Origin of the sequence: Pseudomonas sp. PWP3-1b2, from assembly GCF_049896045.1 — a bacterium.
In the GTDB taxonomy this organism is placed as follows: Bacteria; Pseudomonadota; Gammaproteobacteria; order Pseudomonadales; family Pseudomonadaceae; genus Aquipseudomonas; species Aquipseudomonas antarctica_B.
Genome location: NZ_JAFCTN010000016.1, coordinates 69,751 through 93,557, shown reverse-complemented (window position 1 = coordinate 93,557; position 23,807 = coordinate 69,751). Strand labels below are relative to the sequence as shown.

General features: G+C 57.3%; 22 protein-coding genes. 18 read left to right on the top strand and 4 right to left on the bottom strand.

Annotated features, from left to right (window positions below; genetic code table 11):
* The first annotated feature begins 83 nt into the window (after window positions 1-83).
* From ACP7A2_RS13060 to ACP7A2_RS13030, 7 genes are all read left to right on the top strand, one after another.
* Window positions 84-2,078 carry a polysaccharide biosynthesis protein gene (locus ACP7A2_RS13060; RefSeq protein WP_426134519.1) on the top strand — a complete coding sequence of 665 codons (1,995 nt, stop codon included), beginning with the start codon at window positions 84-86 and terminating at the stop codon, window positions 2,076-2,078.
* A 192-nt stretch (window positions 2,079-2,270) separates the two neighbouring features.
* Window positions 2,271-3,296 carry a glycosyltransferase gene (locus ACP7A2_RS13055; protein WP_426134518.1) on the top strand — a complete coding sequence of 342 codons (1,026 nt, stop codon included), beginning with the start codon at window positions 2,271-2,273 and terminating at the stop codon, window positions 3,294-3,296.
* On the top strand, window positions 3,296-4,411 hold the full coding sequence (locus tag ACP7A2_RS13050) for an FAD-dependent oxidoreductase (protein WP_426134539.1): 1,116 nt from the start codon (window positions 3,296-3,298) through the stop codon (window positions 4,409-4,411). The genes ACP7A2_RS13055 and ACP7A2_RS13050 overlap by 1 nt, the downstream gene beginning before the upstream one ends.
* Window positions 4,412-4,467: 56 nt before the next feature.
* The gene (locus ACP7A2_RS13045) at window positions 4,468-5,250 is read left to right on the top strand and encodes a pyridine nucleotide transhydrogenase (RefSeq protein ID WP_426134517.1); all 783 of its coding nucleotides are present in this window, start codon (window positions 4,468-4,470) and stop codon (window positions 5,248-5,250) included.
* Complete coding sequence (locus ACP7A2_RS13040) at window positions 5,247-6,083, top strand: sugar phosphate isomerase/epimerase family protein (RefSeq protein WP_426134516.1); 837 nt, start codon at window positions 5,247-5,249, stop codon at window positions 6,081-6,083. The genes ACP7A2_RS13045 and ACP7A2_RS13040 overlap by 4 nt, the downstream gene beginning before the upstream one ends.
* Before the next feature lie 2 nt (window positions 6,084-6,085).
* Window positions 6,086-6,442 (top strand): SMR family transporter, encoded by a 357-nt coding sequence (locus ACP7A2_RS13035; protein ID WP_426134538.1) that lies wholly within the window; start codon window positions 6,086-6,088, stop codon window positions 6,440-6,442.
* Between the two features lie 14 nt (window positions 6,443-6,456).
* Window positions 6,457-7,272: a glycosyltransferase family 2 protein gene (locus ACP7A2_RS13030; protein ID WP_426134515.1), complete on the top strand. Its 816-nt coding sequence runs from the start codon at window positions 6,457-6,459 to the stop codon at window positions 7,270-7,272.
* A gap of 97 nt (window positions 7,273-7,369) precedes the next feature.
* Here the strand turns inward: ACP7A2_RS13030 and ACP7A2_RS13025 are convergent, their stop codons facing one another.
* Window positions 7,370-8,731, bottom strand: coding sequence for a hypothetical protein (locus ACP7A2_RS13025; protein WP_426134514.1), 1,362 nt, complete (start codon window positions 8,729-8,731; stop codon window positions 7,370-7,372).
* A gap of 165 nt (window positions 8,732-8,896) precedes the next feature.
* Here ACP7A2_RS13025 and ACP7A2_RS13020 point away from each other — a divergent pair, with 165 nt between their 5' ends.
* From ACP7A2_RS13020 to ACP7A2_RS13010, 3 genes are all read left to right on the top strand, one after another.
* The gene (locus tag ACP7A2_RS13020) at window positions 8,897-9,229 is read left to right on the top strand and encodes a ComEA family DNA-binding protein (protein WP_426134537.1); all 333 of its coding nucleotides are present in this window, start codon (window positions 8,897-8,899) and stop codon (window positions 9,227-9,229) included.
* Between the two features lie 482 nt (window positions 9,230-9,711).
* Entirely contained in the window at window positions 9,712-10,356 is a 645-nt protein-coding gene (locus ACP7A2_RS13015; RefSeq protein WP_426134513.1) for a GntR family transcriptional regulator, read from the top strand.
* A 13-nt stretch (window positions 10,357-10,369) separates the two neighbouring features.
* Complete coding sequence (locus ACP7A2_RS13010; RefSeq protein ID WP_348056309.1) at window positions 10,370-11,218, top strand: urea carboxylase-associated family protein; 849 nt, start codon at window positions 10,370-10,372, stop codon at window positions 11,216-11,218.
* A 6-nt stretch (window positions 11,219-11,224) separates the two neighbouring features.
* On the opposite strand, the gene ACP7A2_RS13005 is transcribed toward ACP7A2_RS13010, so the two are convergent.
* Window positions 11,225-11,392: a DUF2897 family protein gene (locus ACP7A2_RS13005; protein ID WP_348056311.1), complete on the bottom strand. Its 168-nt coding sequence runs from the start codon at window positions 11,390-11,392 to the stop codon at window positions 11,225-11,227.
* Between the two features lie 111 nt (window positions 11,393-11,503).
* Entirely contained in the window at window positions 11,504-12,868 is a 1,365-nt protein-coding gene (eat, locus tag ACP7A2_RS13000; protein ID WP_426134512.1) for an ethanolamine permease, read from the bottom strand.
* A 412-nt stretch (window positions 12,869-13,280) separates the two neighbouring features.
* Here eat and kdpF point away from each other — a divergent pair, with 412 nt between their 5' ends.
* From kdpF to ACP7A2_RS12970, 6 genes are all read left to right on the top strand, one after another.
* Window positions 13,281-13,370, top strand: coding sequence for a K(+)-transporting ATPase subunit F (gene kdpF, locus ACP7A2_RS12995; RefSeq protein WP_003218754.1), 90 nt, complete (start codon window positions 13,281-13,283; stop codon window positions 13,368-13,370).
* 9 nt (window positions 13,371-13,379) lie between these two features.
* The gene (kdpA, locus tag ACP7A2_RS12990) at window positions 13,380-15,074 is read left to right on the top strand and encodes a potassium-transporting ATPase subunit KdpA (protein WP_426134511.1); all 1,695 of its coding nucleotides are present in this window, start codon (window positions 13,380-13,382) and stop codon (window positions 15,072-15,074) included.
* 12 nt (window positions 15,075-15,086) lie between these two features.
* Window positions 15,087-17,144, top strand: a complete 2,058-nt coding sequence (kdpB, locus tag ACP7A2_RS12985) for a potassium-transporting ATPase subunit KdpB (RefSeq protein ID WP_426134510.1) — start codon at window positions 15,087-15,089, stop codon at window positions 17,142-17,144.
* Window positions 17,145-17,210: 66 nt separating this feature from the next.
* On the top strand, window positions 17,211-17,756 hold the full coding sequence (kdpC, locus tag ACP7A2_RS12980) for a potassium-transporting ATPase subunit KdpC (RefSeq protein ID WP_426134509.1): 546 nt from the start codon (window positions 17,211-17,213) through the stop codon (window positions 17,754-17,756).
* A gap of 127 nt (window positions 17,757-17,883) precedes the next feature.
* Window positions 17,884-20,535 (top strand): DUF4118 domain-containing protein, encoded by a 2,652-nt coding sequence (locus ACP7A2_RS12975; protein ID WP_426134508.1) that lies wholly within the window; start codon window positions 17,884-17,886, stop codon window positions 20,533-20,535.
* A 37-nt stretch (window positions 20,536-20,572) separates the two neighbouring features.
* The gene (locus ACP7A2_RS12970) at window positions 20,573-21,262 is read left to right on the top strand and encodes a response regulator (protein WP_028619501.1); all 690 of its coding nucleotides are present in this window, start codon (window positions 20,573-20,575) and stop codon (window positions 21,260-21,262) included.
* A gap of 121 nt (window positions 21,263-21,383) precedes the next feature.
* On the opposite strand, the gene ACP7A2_RS12965 is transcribed toward ACP7A2_RS12970, so the two are convergent.
* Window positions 21,384-22,421 carry a patatin-like phospholipase family protein gene (locus tag ACP7A2_RS12965; protein ID WP_426134507.1) on the bottom strand — a complete coding sequence of 346 codons (1,038 nt, stop codon included), beginning with the start codon at window positions 22,419-22,421 and terminating at the stop codon, window positions 21,384-21,386.
* 217 nt (window positions 22,422-22,638) lie between these two features.
* Here ACP7A2_RS12965 and ACP7A2_RS12960 point away from each other — a divergent pair, with 217 nt between their 5' ends.
* Both ACP7A2_RS12960 and ACP7A2_RS12955 read left to right on the top strand, forming a co-directional pair.
* Entirely contained in the window at window positions 22,639-22,917 is a 279-nt protein-coding gene (locus ACP7A2_RS12960) for a hypothetical protein (RefSeq protein ID WP_010176194.1), read from the top strand.
* Window positions 22,918-22,965: 48 nt separating this feature from the next.
* Window positions 22,966-23,727, top strand: coding sequence for a CHAD domain-containing protein (locus ACP7A2_RS12955; protein ID WP_426134506.1), 762 nt, complete (start codon window positions 22,966-22,968; stop codon window positions 23,725-23,727).
* The last annotated feature ends 80 nt before the right edge of the window (window positions 23,728-23,807 follow it).

The window sequence follows — 23,807 nt, the reverse complement described above, 5'->3', positions numbered from 1 at the left end:
GTGAACCATGATGTGCTTAAAAACGTAGAATGTTGCCTGCGTTGAAAAATCTATGGGGGAAGTCTGAGGTGGGTGAAGGGGCTATGGACAGATTGCGAGCTTTTTTGGTCGGGTTGCCACGTCGCAAGAAGCGATTGATTCAAGTTGGCACTGACGTATTTGTCGTCTGGGCTGCATTATGGCTTGCTTTCGTCGTGCGACTCGGAGTGGATGAGCTGGTTAACCCTTTTCAAACCCATGCCTGGCTGTTTCTTGCCGCGCCCGTTGTGGCCATTCCTTTGTTCATCCGCTTCGGGATGTACCGTGCCGTCATGCGTTACTTCGGTAACGATGCTTTTATTGCAATCATCAAAGCTGTAAGCCTTTCGTCGCTCATCCTTGGCGTACTGGTGTACTGGTACAGCAACCACCAAGCTGTGGTTCCGCGCTCCATCATTTTCAACTACTGGTGGCTCAGCCTGGTTATGGTGGGGGGGCTACGCTTAGCGATGCGACAGTACTTCCTGGGCGACTGGTTTGCTGCGGCGCAACATGTGCCCTTCACCAGTCGTGAAGATGGTCTTCCCCGGGTTGCCATCTATGGCGCTGGTGCCGCCGGCAATCAGTTGGTCGCCGCATTGCGGATGGGCCGAGTGATGCGTCCTGTCGCATTCATAGACGATGACACCAGCATTTCCGACCGAGTCATCTCAGGCTTGCAGGTCTACAAGCCCAAGCATATCCAGCGCATGATCGACATCACCGGCGCTCAGGAGATCCTGCTGGCGATTCCTTCATCCAATCGCGGGCGTCGTCGGGAAATCCTTGGCTACCTTGAGGGCTTTCCACTCCACGTGCGAAGTGTGCCCGGCTTCATGGATCTGGCGAGCGGTAGAGTCAAGGTAGACGACATTCAGGAAGTGGACATTGCTGACCTATTGGGTCGCGATACGGTCCCGGCCCAAGCGGAGTTGTTGGAGCACTGCATCAAAGGTCAGAATGTCCTCGTAACGGGGGCTGGCGGTTCTATCGGCTCCGAGCTTTGTCGGCAGATTCTCGCCTTGCGCCCAACGACGCTGCTGTTGTTCGAGCACAGTGAATTCAATCTTTACAGTATTCTCTCGGAACTCGAACAGCGGGTTACACGTGAGTCGCTGCCTGTGAAGTTATTGCCGATTCTGGGGTCTGTTCGAAATCAGTCCAAGCTTTTGGATGTTATGAAGACTTGGCGCGTCGATACGGTCTACCACGCCGCGGCCTATAAGCATGTGCCGATGGTTGAGCACAATATTGCCGAGGGTGTACTGAACAACGTGATTGGCACACTGAATACAGCGCAGGCAGCGTTGCAGGCAGGCGTGGCGAACTTCGTACTGATTTCCACCGACAAGGCCGTACGCCCTACCAATGTAATGGGTAGCACCAAGCGCCTCGCCGAATTGAGTCTTCAGGCCCTGAGCCGTGAATTGGCGCCGGTATTGTTCGGTGATAAGTCGAACGTGTCGCGGGTCAATAAAACTCGCTTTACCATGGTACGTTTTGGCAATGTACTGGGTTCTTCCGGCTCGGTGATTCCGCTATTTCACAAGCAAATCAAGTCCGGCGGTCCATTAACGGTTACGCACCCGAAGATCACTCGCTATTTCATGACCATTCCCGAAGCGGCCCAGCTGGTGATTCAAGCCGGTTCCATGGGGCAGGGTGGCGATGTATTCGTGCTGGACATGGGCGAGCCGGTAAGGATCGTCGAATTGGCCGAGAAGATGATTCATCTGTCAGGCCTGAGTGTTCGCTCTGAAAAAAACCCACACGGTGATATCGCCATCGAGTTTTCGGGTCTGCGCCCTGGCGAAAAACTGTATGAAGAGCTGTTGATTGGCGACAACGTGGTCGCGACTCAGCACCCGATGATCATGAGCGCGAATGAAGATTACCTTGCGTGGGATGTGCTCAAAGACAAACTGACGGAGCTTTTGACCGCCGTAGAGCAGGATGACTACACGCGCGTTCGTCAAATGCTGCGCGATACCGTCAGCGGCTATACGCCTGACGGCGAGATCGTTGACTGGATTTACCAGCAACGCCGCCTCGAACCCTAAGCGCAAATCTTATTTGTTGGTTCACACAAGCCCAAAGTGCCATGTGTGAAAAGGCGTTAAGCATGCATTGCTGCCTATTATTCGTAAGACAGTGCCGGGTTTTTCGAGTCATAGCGTCTGGGCTTTACTCGGCTCATTGGCCGAACTTCTACTGGTCGGGCCCTGGGCTATTATTTTTCAAGAGAGTGCCAGATGACGTTTTTCCCTTGTTTTTTATCTGTGGTCTTCGTCATCCGTAATAGAGCTGATGGTATCGAACAGCTCCTTTGCGAGGCTGCCTCGGCCATCGCCCCCATCGTCAGTGACTACGAGTTGATTGTCGTGGACAACGCTTCGGATGACGACAGTATCCGCGTACTCAAGCGATTGACCAGCGAAACCGGATTGGCGAATTTGCAGGTTTATGCCTTGACCAAGGAAGTGGATATAGACACTGCATTCTGGGTGGGACTGGAGAACGCGCTGGGTGACTTCGTTGCAGTAATTGATCCTCTTTCTGATGACATCCGATTCGTTCCTCAGATGCTTGACCAAGCCGTCAGTGGAGCAGACGTCGTATTTGCCAACAACGCACAAAAGTCCAGGCAGAGCCTGGCTTATCGTTGGGCGAACACTGCTTTCCATAGTCTTTACAATCGGTTTAACGGCGTGCACCTGGCCAGAGAGGCGCCGCAGTATCGAATCGTCAGCAAGCGTGTCATTAACTTCATCCTGCAGCATCCTCAGCCAGCGATTACCTATCGACACCTTCCTGCGACGGGCGGCTTCGCACGTGCTTATTTGGATTACAGCGCCACGCCCATCGCGTCAACTCCGAAACGTTTAGGGGACAGTATTGATCGGGGGATGCGCCTGCTTGTATCCACGACTCGTGCGCCGATGCGGCTGGTGACGTCACTCTCTCTGTTTGGTGCAGTTGCCAATATACTGTACTGCGTCTATGTAGTTTGCATTGCTATTTTAAAAACAGATGTTGCACCTGGCTGGATCAGTTTCTCGTTACAGTTGTCGGGAATGTTTTTTCTGATTTCCCTGGTGTTGCTTGTGTTAGGGGAATACATCCTGAACATGGCGAGCTTATCGAATGAAGGTCCGCTTTATCATGTCGGCCAGGAGTTCACCAGTGCGCACATTACCCGTCTTGAGAAGTTGAACCTGGAAGAGGTAGCGTCGGATTCATCCGGGGCAAAGTCTGGCGTCAATGAACGTACGTTGTGATGCAGGCCAGTAGTCATGATGCGATCATCATCGGAGGTGGCTTTTATGGTGCAGCCATAGCTGCCTACCTTGTAAAACAAAGGGGGCTCAAGCGTGTTGTGCTCATTGAGCGTGAGTCTGCCTTGTTAACCCGTGCCTCTTATAATAACCAGGCGCGCGTGCATAACGGCTACCACTACCCACGAAGTTTTACCACCGCTTACAGAAGCCGCATTAATTTGCCCCGGTTTGTTCAAGACTGGTCATCTGCAGTGAAGCAGGATTTTACCAAGCTGTACGCGATTGCTCGTCGAAATTCAAAAGTCACGGCCCGGCAGTTCGAGCGCTTCTGTCGAGACATCGGTGCTGATTTTCGAGTGGCTGACCCCACACTGCGGCGCTTATTTGAGCCTCGGCTAATTGAAGAAGTCTACATCGTAAAAGAGTATGTATTTGACGCCACCAGGCTTGCCAGTTTGGCCGAGCAGGAGTTGACGCAAGGCGGGGTTGAGATTCTCTACGACACTTGTGTGACAGCCGTTTCAAAGGGGCTGGATACACCGCTGCAAGTGGCCATACGCGACCAGCAGGGCTCAATGAGACTCCTCACAGGCCGGTTCGTCTTCAACTGTACTTACAGCGGTCTCAACCAGCTCTTTGGCGATTTTTCCGGTGTGTGCAGTGGGCTCAAGCAGGAGATAACAGAAATGGCATTGATGCAAATGCCTGAAGCACTCTGCGGACTGGGCGTGACGGTGATGGACGGACCATTTTTTTCACTGATGCCGTTCCCGGCCTGTGGGCTGCACACATTATCGCATGTCCGCTATACCCCTCACGTGCACTGGCATGATCAACGAGGCACTGACCCCTACGAAAAACTAAAGCGTTATCATAAAGAGACGCGAGTTGATCGCATGGTGAGAGACGCTGCTCGTTATATGCCTGAGCTGTTGAACGCGGAGTATAAGAAGTCTCTATTTGAAGTTAAGACTGTGTTGACCAAAAATGAGAGTGATGATGGTCGGCCAATTCTTTTCGAAAAACATATGGACTTGCCTGGGTGTTACTCTGTCCTTGGCGGGAAGATCGATAATATATATGACGTCTTGGAGAAGTTGGATGAGGTCATTTGACGCGCTGGCGGTCGACACCGTATTGAGTCCTGTGGTTGCCGAGTGTGGGGGTTGAATTGGACGCGTTGATTGGGTTCTCGGGTTTTGTCGGGGGCACGCTGCTTAGGCAACGTACGTTCGAACATCTATTTCGATCAACCAATATCGGTGATATCGACAACAAACCTTTTGGCGTGGTGGTATGCGCGGGGGCGCCGGCGCAAAAATGGATTGCCAATAAAGATCCTGAGGGTGATCGTCAGAAAATTGAAGCGCTAATTGCTCACTTGAAAACCATTAACTGCAAAGTGTTTATCCTGATCAGCACGGTTGATGTATTTAAGCAGCCCATCGGTGTTGACGAAGATTCAGTAGTTTCGGAAGAAGGGTTGCATGCCTATGGGCTGCATCGCAGAATGTTGGAGAAATTTGTTGAAGAGAACTTTGAAAATCATTTGATCGTTCGTTTGCCTGGCTTGGTGGGCCCCGGGCTACGAAAAAATGTCATTTTTGATGTTTTGAACAATAATAATCTTGATGCTATCGATAGCCGCGGAGTCTTTCAGTTTTACCCTATGGTTAATCTGTGGTCCGACGTTCAGTGCGCACTTGCCGCAGGTTTGAAGTTGATTCACCTGACGTCGGTGCCGATCAGCGTGAGCGATATTTCGTCTCTTGGATTTGGACAGTCGTTTTCCAATCACTTGCCTGCCGGTCCGGTAAAGTATGATTTCCAGAGCAAACATGCTGAAGTATTTGGCGGGGTGGGACGTTATCAGTACAGTCATCGCGAAACTGTCCAGGCTATTCGGTCCTATGCCCAATCTGAACCGCTTGCGGGCAAGGGCGGTACTTTATGAGACTAGCAATTTCAAATATTGCATGGGACGTTCCCGAAGACGAAGTCATTGCGGCGCTTTTGAATCGCTACGCTATCGATGCGATTGACATTGCACCGGGAAAATACTTTGCGCACCCCGTTGCGGCAACCGATGCGGATATTGCACGAGTTAAAAAGTGGTGGGCTGATCGAGAGATCGACATCACAGGTATGCAAGCACTGCTATTCGGTACTACCGGTTTGAATGTATTCGGCTCAACCGAGAGCCGCGCAAAGTTGCAGGCGCACTTGGCAGCGGTTTGCCGCATAGGTTCGGGATTGGGGGCGACTCGAATTGTCTTCGGCTCGCCTAAAAATCGGGATCGTACAGGTTTGGATGATCAGCAGGCGCTGGAGGTAGCGATACCTTTTTTCAGGCAGTTAGGAGATGTTGCTCAGGCCTACGGTGTAACGATCTGTCTGGAACCAAACCCGGTCTGTTATGGCGCAAACTTCATGGTTGATAGTGTTGAAACCGCCCAAGTCGTAAGAGCGGTCGCGCATCCGGCGATACTCATGCAGTTGGATACCGGTGCGCTCACTATAAATGGTGAGGACCCTTCCGTTATTCTTCGGGACTTTTCTGCTTTGATCGGCCACGTCCATGCCAGTGAGCCCGATTTATTACCCTTGGGCGATGGCAAATCCGTTCATGGGTTGATGTCACTGGCAGTGGGCCAATACTTACCGAATCACGTCTTAACGATTGAAATGGTTGCGACTTCAAACGAGCGGCATGAGGTGTCTATCGAAAGAGCCATTCAAGTAGCGATTCGCCACTACCGGAGTGCTGTGGCGGGGGACGTCGTATGAGTATCAAATGGTTAATACTGATCCTCGGGATTCTATCCAATGCATCTGCCAGTGTGCTGGTAAAGATGGCGATGATGTCCCCAAGAAAGTTTCCCTCCCTCGACGATCCCGTCGCAGCGCTCGGCAACTGGCCTTTTTGGCTGGGGCTGGGAATGTATGGGTGTGCTTTTTTACTGTACGCGGCCGCCTTGGCGCGCCTACCGTTGAATGTGGCGCATCCGGTACTGACCGCCGGGGCGATAGCGACAGTGGCGTTGTCTTCGGTTTTATTTTTCCGTGAACCCTTCCACTGGACAACAGCGGCCGGGATCGTATTGGTGATTATTGGAGTCGGTTTAATTACTGCTCGCGTGGCGTGAAGGTAGACAACATTATGAACTTCTCTGATATTCCAGCCCCGGCGCGTGAAAGCTGGCAGGTTCCATCGTATGACGTACCTCTGTGGCTTGGGCGTCGGCATCCTTGGTGCGTGGTAATTCCGGTAATTAACGAGGGTGATCGCATCAAGAACATGTTGGGCAAGATGGCATCGCTCAACATCTCCGATAAGGCTGATATTTTAATTGTCGATGGGGGAACGACCGACGGCTCTTTGGATATTCACGCCTTGCAAGCGGTAGAGGTAAGAGGGCTTTTGGTCAAGACGGCGGTTGGTAAACTGAGCGCGCAACTTCGTTGTGCTTATGCGTTCGCACTTGATCAAGGTTATGAAGGGATTATCACGATTGACGGAAATGATAAAGACGACCCGCAAGCCATTCCACAGTTTATAGAGGCTTTGAAAAGCGGGGTTGATTTCGTCCAGGCCTCTCGTTTTGTGCCAGGCGGCGTGGCGGAGAACACGCCCATGTCTCGGGATTTTGCCATTCGTTTCATACACGCGCCGGCGCTTAGTCTGTTTTCAGGGTTCAACTGGACTGATACCACACAAGGCTTCCGGGCCTACAGTCGTGAACTCTTGCTTGATTCAAGAGTCGCTCCGTTTCGTGATGTGTTCATGACCTACGAGCTGTTGGCTTACCTTTCGTATCGGGCTCCAAAGTTAGGGTATCGCTGTGTTGAACTGGCAACGGCAAGGCGCTATCCGAAAGGTGAAGTGCCCACGAAGATCAGTAGTGTAAGGGGGAATCTTTCAATTTTGTCTGTATTGTTCAAGACATGTTTTGGGCATTATAACCCGCCACTGTGATAGCAAGGGTGGCGCGGTTATATGGATTCAGCAGCCCCTATTGCTCCGTATTTTAAGTATGGAAATAGGGGCGCTTGAAATGGCAATAGGATTGGATTTAAATAAATCGCTGGTGTGTTTTTCCTTGAAATCGAATGTTCACGAAAGCAAAGAGTGAGAGCGTTGCGATGAAGCACAGCCAATAAGCATATCGCAAATCTGCGGCGGGTGTAATCGGGAGATAGGCCAGTACATAGGACAGCCCCGACATCGGTAGTAACCAAAATGAAGTGCCGCGAAAGACAGTGCTCAGCTGGAAATAAATCATCAAGGTGATTGAGACGATCAGCCAGGTGTAAGGTTTAAACAAGCCGGGAATCAGTTTGGCAGAAGAAGTAACAAATTTGTTCACCAAGTGCTCACTTTTTGACGTCTCCCTGTTTTCTGTACCTACAGAGAACGGTGGTTTTTTTACAGTGAATTCGGTGTAATAGTAGGGCGGTAATGAAGGCAAACGGATCAGGTTCAGGAAAGCATTCCATCTGAACGAGGCGTAGACGGAAATGTGCCGAGGTACGGTTTCAAGCCAGGCAGCTTTCAAGTCAGGAAAACGTTCTTGGGTGATGGAGGTAAACTGCTCATCGCTTAAGCAAAAAGCCGCTCCCATTTCATGGGTGTTGAGGTATTCACAGTGCTCAACAGCGGTTAATTCCTCAGGGGTCAGAAAGTTGACGGGGACGTTAACTCCCCTCAGTTTCAGCGCTATCACATCATCGAACATAACATAGGCTACGGAGTGGGTCTTTTTAGCTTGTAATAACGCGCCTGCTGATAGGTGGGCCAAAACAGTGATTACGCCGCCCAGGACCATAAACGCAACAGTGCTTTTTATTGTATTGATTTTAAATATGCTGATTGCCAGGAACGGCATCAGGAAAACGCCCGCGCTCAGTGAGTTTGAGCGAACAACGGAGCCATAGATGAATAACGCCATTACCAACGCCGCAGCGGCTTTGGGGAATTTTTCCTGGCCCCTGAAGTAAATACATATCGCAATAGCGAGTCCCCAGGCATAGGCCATGCCAACGTCTTTCCAAATTGTGAACTGGAAATTTAAAATCCATGGAAGAACCGGTAAAAGTAAAAACAAAAAACCAAAGCGATACTCTTCCCTGGCACACCACTTGAATAATATCAGTGCAGTGGCCCATAACAACATGAAGTGAAATATCAACATCCCACCCGGCCCATCGCTTAGGTTGAGTAATAGACTCCAGACAAAAGCCATCGCGGGAGGTTGCCAGTCAGTGTACTCACCCGTTCTGGCTTGTCTCAACTGATCCATACTATCCCACGTCATCGCGCCCGGATAAAAAGCAACAAGAGAGGCGACCGAAAAGATAATCGACGCGAGGCCAATCAGATTTAAATAGCGTTTATGCACACTCTGACCTTTCAATGTCGTAATGGAGTTCTTCATTTTACCACTCATCGCCCCAGCAGAATCTACTCATATACGCGACGGGTCTATGAGCGTACACACCCTGTAATGCTCCCCATTTTGACAGGCGTCAGACATGACCTATGTTTGAAAAGCAGCTTCGGAAAGCTGCTTTTCTCACTGATGTTATGGAGCGTCTCTTTTATGCGTAGAACTACTTTTTCCTCCCTCTGTTTCGCCTTCCTGGCCACCGTTTCGTTAGCGACTACCGCTGCGCCTGCCGTAAAGCCCGAGGTTGCCGTACCCCTTGCTACTCAAATGACCAAGGTTGAGCAGGCCAGCAAGGTCAATCTCAACTCAGCGGACGCGGAAACGCTCAGGCGTGATCTGTTTGGGATCGGAGCGGCTAAAGCCAAGGCGATTATTGCTTACCGTGAGAGCAACGGACCGTTTTCGGCGGTGGATGAGCTGCTGGAAGTAAAAGGAATAGGCAAGGCGCTACTGGAAAAAAACCGGGACAGGCTGCAACTTAACTAAGGATCGAAGGATAAACCAACAGGCCGGTCATTGACCGGCCTGTTTTGTCGCCAGCGTTCTGTGGGGTTACTTTGGCTTTCAGACCCCAGCGCAGGAAGTCTCGCTGAACCTGGCGTTCAGACGGGGCTAATACCAATGTGTTGCGTGTGACCAAAAGGCATCTAAAAAGTCTACGCCTGCCGCGACCGCGAAAGGCTCCAATTACGTCGGCCAGACCTGCTAAATAATCGGAAAGCGCAGGACAAGCCCCCATAAAGACGAAGACGTGCTCATGGTTTGTATGATGCGCGTTTGAATTCAAGCTTCATGCTCCTTTGCACAGCGCAAAGGCCTGCCCCGCACTGTCACGGCATGTCATCCAGGCCTGGCTTCCCGCGCCATGTTTTTTGCTCATTGGCGTCGATTTGCGCGTACCGTTATCAGAGTTGGCATGGATAGTGGTTACCCCTAGCGGATAGATTGTTGAACAATCAGGGGGAGCGATGGGCAGTATTTTAACTTTGGCCGATCAGATTGCCTTGGAGCTTCGAGCTGACATTATCGGTGGTCGACTGTTGCCTGGCATGGCGTTGGTCGAAGCAGATTTGGTGAAGGTCTATAACGCTTCACGCAACACCATCCGTGAGGCTTTGCACCGCCTCGGTCACGAAGGGCTGGCACGGTACGTGCGCAACAGAGGGGTGATCGTCCGACGATTGGTGCCTGACGAGGTTCGCGACTTGTTCGTCGTGCGCCGCACCCTTGAATTACAAGCCATCGCCGGCAGCCGCGCCTTGACGAATGACCAGTCCGAGCGCATGCAAAACGCCATTGACGCCACGACCCTGGCCCGAGAACGGGAAGACTGGCGTGCCGTGGCCACCCACAGCCTGCTGTTTCATCAGCAGATTGTCGGGTTGATAGGCAGCCCATTGTTCGATGAGTTTTTTGCGCAGGTCATTGCCCAGTTGCGCCTGGTGTTTTGCGCCGCACCTGATGAACGACGTTTCCAGTCGCCCTGGCTGGAGCGGGACTGCGAGATTTACACCCTGCTGGCAAACGGTAACAAGCTCGCCGCGCAAGAGGCGATGAGCCTTTACCTGCACGATTCGGAACGCCTTTCCCTGGCTCTGTTTGATCACCCTTGATGGAGGTTTGCCCATGTACAAAGACTATCCAGCTGCTTATCAGGTCAGCAAAGGTTCGGCCCTGCAAGTCGACACTGCGTTCTATGAACGCATTCGTGACCAAGCCGATAAACGCACGTTGATCGAGCAGTTCGAAGTACCGATTCGCACCGGCAGGGCTTGGAAAGTGCCGGCCGGGCATGTGTTCCGCGTCACCACGCCAGTGGGCCCGCAGGTGGGTGACTTCAACGTGTGGAATGCCAATGACCCGCGTGAACGTCTTTGGGCAGCCCGTACGCGCCAGTTGCAGGGCGCCCATGTCAGCACCCATGACCGGCTGTGGTCGAATCTGCCGTTTCTGAGGCCACTGGTGACTATCACCGATGACAGCCTGGCGGGTTACGGCATTGATGAACACGGTGGCCGCTTGCACGACTTGCTTGGCACGCGGTGCGATCCTTATGTGAATCGCATGCTGACGGGGGAAGATTTCCACCATCATTGCCATTCAAACCTTACGCGTGCCGTTCTGCCTCACGGTCTGACGGAGTTTGACGTGCACGACGTGCTGAATATCTTCCAGTGCACTGGCCTCAATCATGACGACATGTATTTCATGAAAGCCTGCCCGGCGCAGAAGGGCGACTACCTGGAGTTTTTTGCCGAGATTGACTTGCTGTGCGCGCTGTCGACCTGCCCGGGTGGCGATCTGTCGCTGCCGATGTGGGGGCCGGACGCGCAGGACCCACTGACGGTGTGCCGTCCGTTGGGCGTCGAAATCTACAAATTGGAAGAGGCGTTGCTCAGCGGCTGGAGCTCGCCGGCACGTGCTGCCTATAACGGGCAGCACGGTTTGCATATTGCCAAGGCGGCATGGGAGTAAGCCCGCCTAGCGGTCCTGTGCGTCCTTGGCATCCGCCTGGACGTTGCGCTCGGCCACGCGCTTGCGTTGTTCGTCGGTGAGTTCCACCTTGTTGGCGCTGTCACGCAGCATCATCAGCCCACCGACGATCGACCCGATCGCAACCACCATAATCAACCACGCATACCACGGCATAAGGCTCTCCTTGAGGCAGATCGCCGTGGGAGAGTTTTCCCACGGTAATAACTGCTTTGAGTTACAGGCTTTCTGAGTAGTTCAGTGTAGGCCTGTTCTGCCTCATTAACCTTAGAGTCCGGTCAGCATCGCATCCGCCGGCGCATCGGCGCGGTCTTGCGCGGTCAGTTGGAAATAGATGAAACCTACCACCATGAAGCCGAGGAAGATCAAGCCGATCAGCGCGTTGAACCAGGCCATGGCGACCAGGCACACCACCGCCAGTACCAGTGCGATACCCGGCACAATCGGATAGCCCGGCGCGCGGAAGGTGCGTTCCAGCAGCGGCTCGGTCTTACGCAGCTTGAACAGGCTAAGCATGCTCATGATGTACATGACGATGGCACCGAACACCGCCATGGTGATCATCGCCGCGGTCAAGGTCATGCCGCCCAGATTAATCAGCCCGTCGCTGTAGATGGCCGCGATACCGACCACGCCACCGGCGATGATTGCCCGGTGCGGTGTCTGAAAACGCGACAGCTTGGCGAGGAAGGAGGGCAGGTAACCGGCGCGGGCCAGCGCGAAGAACTGGCGCGAGTAGCCAAGGATGATCCCGTGGAAACTCGCCACCAGGCCGAACAGGCCGATCCACACCAACATGTGCAGCCAGCCGGAGCTTTCACCCACCACGGTTTTCATGGCTTGCGGCAATGGGTCGTTGATGTTTGCCAGGGTGCGCCAGTCGCCCACGCCGCCAGCGAAGAACATCACGCCCATGGCCAGTATCACCAGGGTCAGGATGCCACTGATGTAGGCTTTTGGAATGGTGCGCTTGGGATCTTTCGCCTCTTCAGCTGCCATGGCCGCGCCCTCAATGGCGAGGAAGAACCAGATAGCAAATGGAATGGCGGCAAACATCCCTGCAATCGCCGGGGCGCCAAAGGTGTCGGCACCGGCCCAGCCATTCAATGCAAAGTTGTTGAAGCTGAACGCGGGGGCGACCACGCCCATGAACACCAGCAACTCGGCGACGGCGAGCACGCACACCACCAGCTCGAAGGTGGCGGCGAGTTTCACGCCGAGGATGTTCAGGCCCATAAACACGATGTAGGCACCGACGGCTGCGTGTTTGGGGTCCAGTGCCGGAAATTGCACATTCAAATACGCGCCGATGGCCAAGGCGATGGCCGGTGGCGCGAAGACAAATTCAATCAGGGTTGCCAAACCCGCGATCAAGCCACCTTTCTCTCCAAAAGCGCGACGGCTGTAAGCGAACGGCCCGCCAGCGTGAGGAATGGCGGTGGTCAGCTCGGTGAAGCTGAAGATAAAGCAGGTGTACATCGCCGCGACCATCAACGAGGTCACCAGAAAGCCCAAAGTCCCTGCGACGCCCCAGCCATAGCTCCAGCCGAAGTATTCGCCGGAAATCACCAGCCCGACGGCAATGCCCCACAAATGCAGAGTGCCCAAAGTGGGTTTGAGTTGTGTGTTCATCTGTTGCTCTCCCTGAACCGGTTGGAATGATTCAAGGTGTTGCAGCGGCCATGCCAGCCTGAGAATCATTGTCGTAAAGCCGCGCAACTGTCGCGTGCGGGATGGTTTGGCGTTTGAACATTTTCAGGATTGCACCAGTTGAGTGCGGCGCAGCCCCAGCCGACGCTATCGCGGGCAAGCCCGGCTCGCACATTCAATACATGCCAGCCCAGCCACCTCAGCCACCTGTGGGAGCCGGGCTTGCCCGCGATGAGGCCCTCCATGCCCCTGCAAGTCCCTCTGTAAACCCCGCATAAACCCACTCTTTACGCCGTCTTTACGCCCGGCCCATACCCTCGCTCTCGTTCCTTTACACCACTCCTGCCGACAATTGCCCCACACGCGGCAATCGCCGTAATTCGGAGAGACTTCCATGAGCGTTCTGGACGGGGTGTCACTGCTATTGGCCGTGGCGCTGTTCATTTATCTGCTGGTTGCGCTGTTACGCGCGGATCGGAACTAGGAGCAGGCTATGCACAGTTATGACTATTGGCTGATCATCGCCTTCTTTGCCGTGGTGCTGGTGCCAGCACCCTTTCTGGGGCGGTTCTACTACAAGGTGATGGAAGGCCAGCGCACCTGGCTCACGCCGGTGCTTGGCCCCGTTGAGCGCGCGTGCTATCGCCTTTCGGGCGTGGACGAGCATCAGGAACAAAGCTGGCAGAAATACACGCTGGCATTGTTGGCGTTCAACCTCGCCGGTTTTGTGCTGTTGTTCGCGGTCCTGCTGTTCCAGGAATACCTCCCACTGAACCCGCAGAAGTTGCCGGGTCAGGAATGGACCCTGGCGTTCAACACGGCGGTCAGTTTCATGACCAACACCAACTGGCAGAACTACAGCGGTGAAGCGTCCCTGAGCTACCTCAGCCAGATGGCCGGCCTCACCGTGCAGAACTTTGTCAGCGCAGCCACCGGCCTGGCAGTCCTGGTCGCTTTTTGCCGTGGGATCGGTCGTAAATCCACCAAGACGTTGGGTAACTTCTGGGTCGACATGACCCGTGCCACTCTCTACGGCTTGCTGCCAATGTGCCTGGTGTTTGCGCTGTTCCTGGTGTGGCAGGGCGTGCCACAAACCTTCGCTCATTACGTGAGCGCGGTGACCCTGCAGGGCGTTGATCAGGTGATCCCATTGGGCCCTGCGGCCAGCCAGATTGCGATCAAGCAATTGGGCACCAACGGCGGCGGCTTCTTCGGTGTCAACTCGGCGCATCCGTTTGAAGACCCGACGGCGTGGGCCAACCTGTTCGAGCTGAGCGCGATCATCCTGATCCCCGTCGCGCTGGTGTTCACCTTTGGTCACTACGTAAAAGACCTGCGTCAGAGCCGCGCCATCCTGGGTTGCATGCTGGCCTTGTTCCTGATCGGCGGCGCGACCTCGCTGTGGGCCGAATACCAGCCCAACCCGACCCTGAACAACCCGGCCGTTGAGCAAACTGCGCCGCTGGAAGGTAAAGAAGCGCGCTTCGGCACCACCGGCACCGTGTTGTGGTCGGTGGCCACCACGGCGGCGTCCAACGGCTCCGTCAACGGCATGCAAGACAGCCTCAACCCGCTCACCGGGATGGTCTCGCTGGTCAACATGATGGTCGGCGAAGTGATCTTCGGCGGTGTCGGCGCCGGTATGTACGGCATGTTGCTCAACGTGTTGATCGCCGTGTTCCTTGCCGGGCTGATGATCGGCCGCACGCCGGAATACCTGGGCAAGAAGCTCCAGGCCAAGGAAGTGCAGTTGCTCGTGGTGACCTTGCTGGTGATGCCGGTCGGCACTCTGGTGCTGGGCGCCATCGCGGCCAGCTTGCCAGGCCCGGCAGGCGCCATCAGTAACCCTGGCCCTCACGGCTTCAGCCAGTTGCTGTACGCCTATACCTCGGCCAGCGCCAACAACGGCTCGGCGTTCGGCGGCTTCAGTGCCAACACCTCGTTCCACAACCTGATGATGAGCCTGAGCATGTTGCTCGGTCGCTTCGGATACATCCTCCCGGTACTGGCCCTGGCTGGCAGCCTGGCGATGAAGAAGACCGCACCGATCGGTCAGAACAGCTTCCCGACCCATGGCCCGCTGTTTGTGACCCTGTTGACCGTGACCATTTTGCTGGTGGGCGGCCTGACCTTCCTGCCAACACTGGCACTGGGCCCAATTGCTGAACACCTGAGTATGGGCTTCTAAGGGGATATGAAAATGAATATGCCTGCAAAAAATGCGGCCCCTGTAACCACCCAGGAGCCTGCCAAAACCGCCATCTCCGCCCTGTGGCGCCCGGCGCTGGTCCAGGCGTTCGTTAAGCTGGACCCGCGTCAACTGCAACGCTCGCCGGTGATGCTGGTGGTGGAACTGACCGCCATCCTCACCACCGTGCTGTGCTTTGTGCCGGACACCTCGGTGCCGACCTTTGTCTCCGTACAAATCGCCGTGTGGCTGTGGTTCACCGTGCTGTTCGCCAACTTCGCCGAAGCCTTGGCCGAAGGCCGTGGCAAGGCCCGCGCCGACAGCCTCAAGGCGGGCAGCGAAGGCCTGAGTGCGCGTCGCAAGGAAGCCGACGGCACTTTCAAGGTTGTGCCGGCTACCAGCCTGCGCAAGGGTGATGTGGTTCGCGTCGCTTCCGGGGAAATGATCCCGGGCGATGGCGAAGTCATCGAGGGCATCGCGGCCGTCAACGAAGCGGCGATCACCGGCGAATCCGCACCGGTGATCCGCGAGTCCGGCGGCGACCGTTCGGCCGTCACCGGCAACACCCGCCTGGTCTCGGACTGGTTGCTGATCCGCATCACCGTCAACCCCGGCGAATCCACGCTGGACCGCATGATCGCATTGGTGGAAGGCGCCAAACGCCAGAAAACCCCCAACGAAGTCGCGCTGGATATCCTGCTGATCGGCCTGACCCTGATTTTCCTGCTGGTGGTGGTCACCCTGCAGCCGTTCGCCCACTTCGCCAATGGCAGCCTGCCGCTGGTGTTCCTGGTCGCACTGCTGGTGACGCTGATTCCTACAACCATTGGCGGTTTGTTGTCGGCCATCGGTATCGCCGGTATGGACCGTCTGGTGCGCCTCAATGTGATCGCCAAATCCGGGCGCGCCGTGGAAGCAGCAGGGGACGTGCACGTGTTGCTGCTGGACAAGACCGGCACCATCACCTTCGGTAACCGTCGCTGCGCGGCAGTGATCGCGGCGCCGGGCGTCAGCGGTCGTGACCTGGCCGAAGGCGCGTTGCTCGCGTCCCTGGCAGACGACACGGCGGAAGGTAAATCCATCGTTGAATACCTGCGCGCCCTGCACCCGCAGGCCGAGCCGACGCTGGACCAGCTGACTTCCGTGCCCTTCAGTGCCGAAACCCGTTTGTCCGGTGTCGACTATCAGGGCCGCGTGTTCCGTAAAGGCGCCGTGGACTCACTGCTGGCGTTCATCGGTCAAAAACGCAGTGACCTGCAACCGGCGCTGTCGCGTGAAATCGACAAGATCGCCCAGAGCGGCGGCACGCCCTTGCTGGTGTGCGCCGATGGCAAATTGCTCGGTGCGATTCACCTCAAGGACGTGGTCAAGCCCGGCATCCGCGAGCGCTTCGCCGAGCTGCGCAAACTGGGCATCCGTACCGTCATGGTGACCGGCGACAACCCACTGACCGCCGCTGCGATTGCTGCCGAAGCGGGCGTGGATGACGTGCTGGCCGAAGCCACCCCGGAGAAAAAACTCGCGCGCATTCGTCACGAACAGAACGATGGTCGCCTGGTGGCGATGTGCGGCGACGGCGCCAACGACGCCCCGGCGCTGGCCCAGGCTGACGTCGGCATGGCGATGAACGACGGCACTCAAGCCGCTCGCGAAGCGGCCAACATGGTCGACCTCGACAGTGACCCGACCAAGCTGCTGGACGTGGTGCAGATCGGTAAAGAGTTGCTGGTAACCCGAGGCGCGCTGACCACGTTCTCCATCGCCAACGACGTGGCCAAGTACTTTGCGATCCTGCCGGCACTGTTCGCCTCGATCTACCCGCAACTGGGTGTGCTTAACGTGATGCACTTGCAGAGCCCGCAGAGCGCGATTCTCTCGGCCATCGTGTTCAACGCCCTGATCATCGTGGTGCTGATTCCCCTGGCGCTGCGCGGTGTGCGCGTGCAGGCCGCCAGTGCGGCGGCGTTGCTGCGTCGCAACTTGCTGATCTACGGGCTGGGCGGGATTGTGGTGCCGTTCGTGGGCATCAAGGCGATCGACATGCTGCTGACCGCGCTGCACCTGGTTTGACCCGATCCCTGTGGGCCCTGATCAACCGGGCCCACAGGTTGCAATGACCGAATTGAGGAATTTGAAATGTCCAACATGATCCGCCCGGCCTTGAGCCTGCTGGTACTCATGACCCTGATCACCGGCGTTGCCTACCCGCTGGTGGTGACCGGCGTGGCGCAAGTCGCCTTTCCGGACCAGGCCAACGGCAGCCTGGTGCGCGATGCCAGCGGCAAAGTGCGTGGCTCCAGCCTGATCGCCCAGGATTTTACCGGTGACAGCTGGTTCCATCCGCGCCCATCGGCCGGTGCGTTTGCGACGGTTTCCAGCAGTGCGAGTAACCTAAGTCCAAGTAACCCTGCGTTGGCGACGCGGGTGTTTGATGACGCCAGCAAACAGCTGGTCCCAAGCCAGGGCCCGGTGCCTTTGGCGTCGCTGACTACCTCCGGCAGCGGACTTGATCCACACTTGCCACCGCAGGCGGTTGCCTATCAACTGGCGCGTGTAGCGGCGGCGCGGAATGTGCCGGTGTCTACACTGCAGCGTTTGCTGGATGCGCACATCGAAAGCCCGCTGGTGGGGCCGCCGGTAGTGAACGTACTGGCATTGAACATGGCCCTGGAAAAACTGTAACCGTGGTGCTGCCAATCGCGGGCAAGCCCGCTCCCACACTTGGACTGCGTACAACCTGTGGGAGCCGGGCTTGCCCGCGATGGCGGCCTGAAAGACTTTAGATAAACCCCTGAAGGAACCGTAAAGCATGAGCGACTCCGGCCGCGCCGATGCCCTGTTAGCCGAACTGCCACGGGATGGCCGTGGCCGGCTCAAAGTCTTCCTCGGCGCCGCGCCGGGCGTGGGCAAGACCTACGCCATGCTTCAGGCCGCCCACACCCAGCTGCGCCAGGGCGTCAAGTTGATCGCCGGCGTGGTCGAAACCCACGGTCGCGCCGAAACCGAAGCCTTGCTCAGTGGCCTGCCGCAGCAACCCTTGTTGCGCAGTGAATACCGTGGCGTGATGCTCGAAGAGATGGACCTCGACGGCCTGCTCGCCGCCAAGCCCAAGCTGGTGCTGGTCGATGAACTGGCCCACAGCAACGCGCCCGGCAGCCGCCATGAGAAGCGCTGGCAAGACATTCAGGAACTGCTCGCCGCCGGCATCAACGTGTTCACCACGGTCAACGTCCAGCACCTTGAAAGTCTCAATGACCAGGTGCGCGGCATCACCGGTGTGCACGTGCGCGAAACCCTGCCGGATTGGGTGCTGCAGGAGGCCGACGAACTGCTGCTGATCGACCTGCCGTCCCGCGAGCTGCTGGAGCGCCTGCGCGACGGCAAGGTCTATGTGCCGGAACAAGCCCGCGCCGCCATTGACGCATTCTTCACCCAGACCAACCTCATGGCCCTGCGCGAACTGGCGATGCAGACCGCCGCTGCCCACGTCGACGACGATTTGGCCCAGGGTTATCGCCAACTTGGCCAAGCCGCGCCAGCGGTGCGCGGCCGTTTGCTGGTGGGCGTAGACGGCGACGCGCAAGCCGAGCGCCTGGTGCGTCACGCCAGCCGCGTGGCTCAGCGTCGGCATTTGCCGTGGAGCCTGGTGCATATTGATAACGGCCACGCGCGCGATGAGCAATCGCGCCTGCGCCTGCAAAACGCCCAGCAACTGGCCGAACGATTGGGCGGGGAAGTGGTGTTGCTGCGGGCCGGGGAAGTGGCGAAGACGCTGATCCAGCATGCCGCCGAACGCCGCGCCAGCCTGCTGCTTGTGGGGCAGTCGCGGATGCGCCTGCGCCGTCGACTGTTCGGTGGCGGTTTGGCGGCGCGCTTGCTGCGTAATGCGCGCGGTTTGGAAATCAACGTCCTCGACAGCGATGAGATTCCTGCGCCGCCACGCTTGCCGGATGTGCGCGGGCTGGTGTGGTTCGACTACGCACTCGCGGTGCTGGCGACGGTGGTGGCTGCCGCCGTGGCCTGGGCGGTGTCCAGCGTATTGCCGTTGCCGAATATCTCGCTGGTGTTTCTCGCCGCCGTATTGCTGGTGGCCGTGCGCAGCAGCCTGGGGCCATCCCTGGCGTGTGCGGCACTGTCGTTTCTGACCTACGACTTCCTGTTTATCCCGCCGAGCTTCTCCTTTGCCATTCAGCGTGAAGAGGACGTCTTGACCCTGTTGTTCTTCCTGCTGATGGCGGCGCTGACGGGCAACCTTGCCGCGCGCCAACGCCGGCAGTTACAGGCCTTGCGCGATACCCAGGAAGAAACCAGCGAGCTGCTCGACCTGTCGCGCAAACTCACGGCCGCCACCGATCGCCAGGCCGTAATCAGTGCGGCCGCCCATCATCTGGAAGGCTGGAGCGACTTGGACTTGTGCCTGGTCAACCGCGACAGCGGCGGTGAATTGAAGGTCGAAACCGGCGGCCCGCTGACGTTTACCGAAGCCGAACGGGCCGCCGCCGACTGGGCCTGGCAGCACGATCAACCGGCCGGCATGGGCACCGGCACCTTGCCGTTCGGGCGCTGGTGGTGGTGGCCGTTGTCGGGTGAGGAAGGGCCGCTGGGTTTGCTTGGCGTCAGCCCCAAACCGGGTTTGGAACTGAGTGGTCAACGCCGTCGTTTGCTCACCGCCCTCAGCCAGCCGCTCGCCCAGGCCCTGGCCCGGGCACAACTGGGGCAAGAGCTGGAGTCCGCGCGACTGCACGGCGAAACCGAGCAACTGCGCAGTGCCTTGCTCGCCTCGGTGTCCCATGATTTGCGCACACCGCTGACCTCCATGCGCGGCAGCATCGACAGCCTGCTGGCCCTCGGCGAAGCGATTCCGCTGGAGGATCGCCGCGAATTGCTCGAAGGCACCCGCGATGAAGCCGAGCGCCTGGACCGCTATATCCAGAACCTGCTGGACATGACGCGTCTCGGCCACGGCGCACTGAAGCTGGCGCGGGATTGGGTCTCGCCGGGCGATATCGTCGGCAGTGCCCTGGGCCGTTTGCGCGCGGTGCTGGCGCCGTTGCAAGTGACCACTGATGTGCCGCCCGAATTGCCGTTGCTGTATGTGCACGCGGCGTTGATCGAGCAAGCGCTGGTCAATGTGCTGGAAAACGCTGCACGGTTTTCACCGCCTCAAGGTCGCTTGCAGTTGAGCGCCGGTGTGGCGGATGATCAGCTGTTTTTCGCCGTCGCCGACGAAGGGCCAGGGATTCCCGAAGACGAGCGCGCGAAGATTTTCGATATGTTCTACACCGCCGCCCGTGGCGATCGGGGCGGGCAGGGCACCGGCCTTGGGCTGGCGATTTGTCAGGGCATGGTCGGCGCCCATGGCGGGCGAATCAGTGTCGCCGACGGCATCGATGGGCGCGGCACCTGCATCACGTTGTTCCTGCCGTTGCCGACTCAGCCTGGCCTGGAACGCGAGCCTTGAGCTACCCTCTTTTCTCCACGGATTTTGATTGGACACCATGAGCCAGACCGCGACGATTTTGGTCATTGATGACGAACCGCAGATCCGCAAATTCTTGCGCATCAGCCTGGCCTCCCAGGGCTACAAGGTGATCGAGGCCGGTACCGGCAACGAAGGCCTGGCCCAAGCGGCATTGAGCAAACCGGATTTGCTGGTGCTCGACCTCGGCCTGCCCGACATGGACGGCCAGCAAGTGCTGCGCGAATTTCGCGAATGGTCGACCGTGCCGGTGTTGGTGCTGTCGGTGCGCGCCAGTGAAGTGCAAAAAGTTGAAGCCCTCGACGGCGGCGCCAATGACTATGTGACCAAACCGTTTGGTATCCAGGAGTTTCTCGCCCGCGTGCGCGCATTGCTGCGCCAGGCGCCAGCGGGGGAAGCGCAGGAAGCCGCGTTACGGTTTGGCCCGTTGACGGTGGACCTGGCCTATCGGCGGGTGTTGCTGGACGGGGCTGAAGTGGCGCTCACCCGCAAGGAGTACGCGGTGCTGGCACAACTGGCGCGGCATCCGGGGCGGGTGATCACCCAGCAGCAATTGCTCAAGGATATCTGGGGGCCGACTCACACCGAGGACAGTCACTATCTGCGGATTGTGGTGGGGCACTTGCGCCAGAAGCTGGCGGATGATCCGACTCAGCCGCGGTTTATCGTGACCGAGGCGGGAGTGGGGTATCGGTTGTTGAGCGCTTAGGTTTTTGGCGTCTGACCCGACGCCATCGCAGGCAAGCCAGCTCTCACATTTGAAGGTACTCACCATTCAAACTGTGGGAGCTGGCTTGCCTGCGATGAGGCCATCAGCAACACCCAAAATTTCAGCGCTGCTCACTCTCATACCTATCCAGCGTATCGCGGGCAATCTCGCGTCCGAGGGCGATCAACTCCGGTGCCTTGTAAAACTCGAAAAACCGGCACACCCGCTTTGGCACGTTGATCAGCACGTCTGGCGGGTAGCCAGCGATCTTGTACTGCGCCAATGACGTCTGCATCACCTCGAAACTCTGGTTGATCAAGTCCAGCAGTGACGCCGGCCCCACGTTGTCGATGATGAACGAGCCGGTCGCCGATTTCGGTGCCCCGGGCTTTTCGGGGGCTGCGGCGGGTTGCTGGGATTCCGGCGCGGCTGATTCGAGCCACGGGTTGATGTGTGCCGCTTGGGCCTGCAAGGCCTCTTGCTCCAGCTTCATTAACTGCTCAGCTTGCTTGCGGCGAAACGGCAGGTGCGAACCCAATGATTTCGCCAGGCTGTTGAAGCGACTCTTGAACGCCGGCGGGCGCTGGATCACCGGCAATTGGTAGTGGTTCTGGTTGGTGGCGTTGAGGTTGACCGCGATGATCAAGTCGCAATGGCTCGACACCACCGGCACGATGGGCAGCGGGTTAAGCAGGCCGCCGTCGACCAGCATGCGGTTGCCTTGCATCACTGGGGTGAACAGGCTGGGAATTGCGGCCGAAGCGCGCATGGCCTGATGCAGGCAGCCTTCCTGGAACCATATTTCCTGCTGATTGGTAAGGTCGGTGGCCACGGCGGTGTAGGGAATGCGCAGCTCTTCGATATTGATCTCGCCCACGATCTTGCGGATTTGCCCGAAGACCTTCTCGCCGCGAATCGCTCCCAGGCGAAAGCTCACGTCCACCAGGCGCAATACGTCCAGGTAGTCGAGGCTTTCAATCCAGTTGCGGTACTCGTCAAGCTTGCCGGCGGCGTAGATCCCGCCCACCACCGCGCCCATGGAGCAGCCGGCGATACAGGCAATGTCATAACCGCGCCGTTCGATTTCCTCGATCACGCCGATATGGGCGTAACCCCGCGCTCCGCCCGAGCCCAGCACCAAGGCAACACGTTTACTCATAGTCAATGTCCTTCCCAAGGCAGGTGCCCACAATGCACCCATAAAGGGGGGCGCTTCAATCTTCGCCGAGGTCCGTAATATTTTTCGAGGATAGCCCGTGTGCTCGGGTATGCTCTGGCTATTGGCGCTTTAGATTTGAGGCTGAGTGACAAGGCACTTTTCTTTGTAGGCAACGTCTACTCCGTACGACTGTTTTTCTTTTTTTGAGGTGTCATCGATGAAAGCCTGGATGTGTGTGCCTGTGATCGTGTTGGCCCTGGCCGGTTGTGCCGGGAAGACCGCGTACCGCGACAGCTGTGGCACGCAACTGGATGCCGCCTGGCACGAACTTGACTTGGCCAAGGCCGAAGGTTTTGCCGGCACCGTGAGTTACTCCAAGGCCCTGTCCCTGTTGACCGGCGCCAAGACCCAGCAGCAATTCGAAGCGTTTGAAGGCTGCTCCAACAAGGCCGAAAAAGCACGGTTTTATATTCGCGAGTCACGCGCCGGGCGTTAATCATCGCGTAGCGACGTGTAGGGTTTTTCAACGTCAGGGGAGAAAGGGATGTCAGCTTTGGTCGATCACTTAGTCGCTCAGGTCATTGGTCTTGAGGTAGGGATACTGAGCTGCCAGGCTCGCCTCGCCGCCGTCACCGACGATGAAGCGTTGCACGACCTGCGTACCACTGTGCGACGCCTGCGCAGTTTGCTGCGCCCCTTGCGCGGGCTGCCGGGTGTCGAGCAACTTGAATTGGCCGCCAGCACGGTCGGCCAATTGACCACACCTTTGCGCGACCGTGAGGTGCTGGCGGCGTACCTGCACCAACACGGCTATCACGAAGCTGCCGACCGCCGGCTGCGCCTGCAACCCGTGGCTTATCGCCAAGTGGCGCAAAGCGCGGAAGTGGTGCATCTGCTGCTCATCCTCGATGCCTTCCCACGTTTCATTCGCGCCTCCCAGCACCAGAAATTGTTGAAGGGCATGCGTTCGCGCATCGAGAAACGACTGGCCAAGCAATGGCAGAAGCTCAATGACGCCCTCCAAGACCCGAGCCACGATCGCCACCGTCTGCGCTTGCTGATCAAGCGCGTGCGTTACGCCGCCGAGGCGTATCCCGAACTCGACAAACTTTCCGATGATGCCTTGTCGCACCTGAAAAAGGCCCAGGGCGCCCTGGGCGATTGGCATGACTGCTGGCAGTGGCTGGCTCAAGCCGAGCACCAGGCGGATTTGCAACCTTGTGTCGCGGTATGGCATCGCACCATGGCAGACGCCGAAGAGCAGGCGGATCGAGTGCTGGAAAAGCTCGCCAAGCGTTGTTTCTAAAACGGTCCGGCTTTTGGCCGGAATGGGCGCTGTACCTTGCCTGTCCTATGGTTAAGCTCCCAGCGTCTGTTTTCTTGATG

Excerpts from the sequence above, each read along its gene's own strand:
- ACP7A2_RS12955 (WP_426134506.1), top strand. The coding sequence starts at position 22,966 with ATGTCAGCTTTGGTCGATCACTTAGTCGCTCAGGTCATTGGTCTTGAG.
- ACP7A2_RS13010 (WP_348056309.1), top strand. The coding sequence starts at position 10,370 with ATGTACAAAGACTATCCAGCTGCTTATCAGGTCAGCAAAGGTTCGGCC.
- kdpF (WP_003218754.1), top strand. The coding sequence starts at position 13,281 with ATGAGCGTTCTGGACGGGGTGTCACTGCTATTGGCCGTGGCGCTGTTC.
- kdpA (WP_426134511.1), top strand. The coding sequence starts at position 13,380 with ATGCACAGTTATGACTATTGGCTGATCATCGCCTTCTTTGCCGTGGTG.
- ACP7A2_RS13015 (WP_426134513.1), top strand. The coding sequence starts at position 9,712 with ATGGGCAGTATTTTAACTTTGGCCGATCAGATTGCCTTGGAGCTTCGA.
- ACP7A2_RS13025 (WP_426134514.1), bottom strand. The coding sequence starts at position 8,731 with ATGAAGAACTCCATTACGACATTGAAAGGTCAGAGTGTGCATAAACGC.
- ACP7A2_RS12965 (WP_426134507.1), bottom strand. The coding sequence starts at position 22,421 with ATGAGTAAACGTGTTGCCTTGGTGCTGGGCTCGGGCGGAGCGCGGGGT.
- eat (WP_426134512.1), bottom strand. The coding sequence starts at position 12,868 with ATGAACACACAACTCAAACCCACTTTGGGCACTCTGCATTTGTGGGGC.
- ACP7A2_RS13005 (WP_348056311.1), bottom strand. The coding sequence starts at position 11,392 with ATGCCGTGGTATGCGTGGTTGATTATGGTGGTTGCGATCGGGTCGATC.
- ACP7A2_RS13040 (WP_426134516.1), top strand. The coding sequence starts at position 5,247 with ATGAGACTAGCAATTTCAAATATTGCATGGGACGTTCCCGAAGACGAA.
- ACP7A2_RS13055 (WP_426134518.1), top strand. The coding sequence starts at position 2,271 with ATGACGTTTTTCCCTTGTTTTTTATCTGTGGTCTTCGTCATCCGTAAT.
- ACP7A2_RS13030 (WP_426134515.1), top strand. The coding sequence starts at position 6,457 with ATGAACTTCTCTGATATTCCAGCCCCGGCGCGTGAAAGCTGGCAGGTT.
- ACP7A2_RS12970 (WP_028619501.1), top strand. The coding sequence starts at position 20,573 with ATGAGCCAGACCGCGACGATTTTGGTCATTGATGACGAACCGCAGATC.
- kdpC (WP_426134509.1), top strand. The coding sequence starts at position 17,211 with ATGTCCAACATGATCCGCCCGGCCTTGAGCCTGCTGGTACTCATGACC.
- ACP7A2_RS13050 (WP_426134539.1), top strand. The coding sequence starts at position 3,296 with ATGCAGGCCAGTAGTCATGATGCGATCATCATCGGAGGTGGCTTTTAT.
- ACP7A2_RS13060 (WP_426134519.1), top strand. The coding sequence starts at position 84 with ATGGACAGATTGCGAGCTTTTTTGGTCGGGTTGCCACGTCGCAAGAAG.
- ACP7A2_RS12960 (WP_010176194.1), top strand. The coding sequence starts at position 22,639 with ATGAAAGCCTGGATGTGTGTGCCTGTGATCGTGTTGGCCCTGGCCGGT.
- ACP7A2_RS12975 (WP_426134508.1), top strand. The coding sequence starts at position 17,884 with ATGAGCGACTCCGGCCGCGCCGATGCCCTGTTAGCCGAACTGCCACGG.
- kdpB (WP_426134510.1), top strand. The coding sequence starts at position 15,087 with ATGAATATGCCTGCAAAAAATGCGGCCCCTGTAACCACCCAGGAGCCT.
- ACP7A2_RS13020 (WP_426134537.1), top strand. The coding sequence starts at position 8,897 with ATGCGTAGAACTACTTTTTCCTCCCTCTGTTTCGCCTTCCTGGCCACC.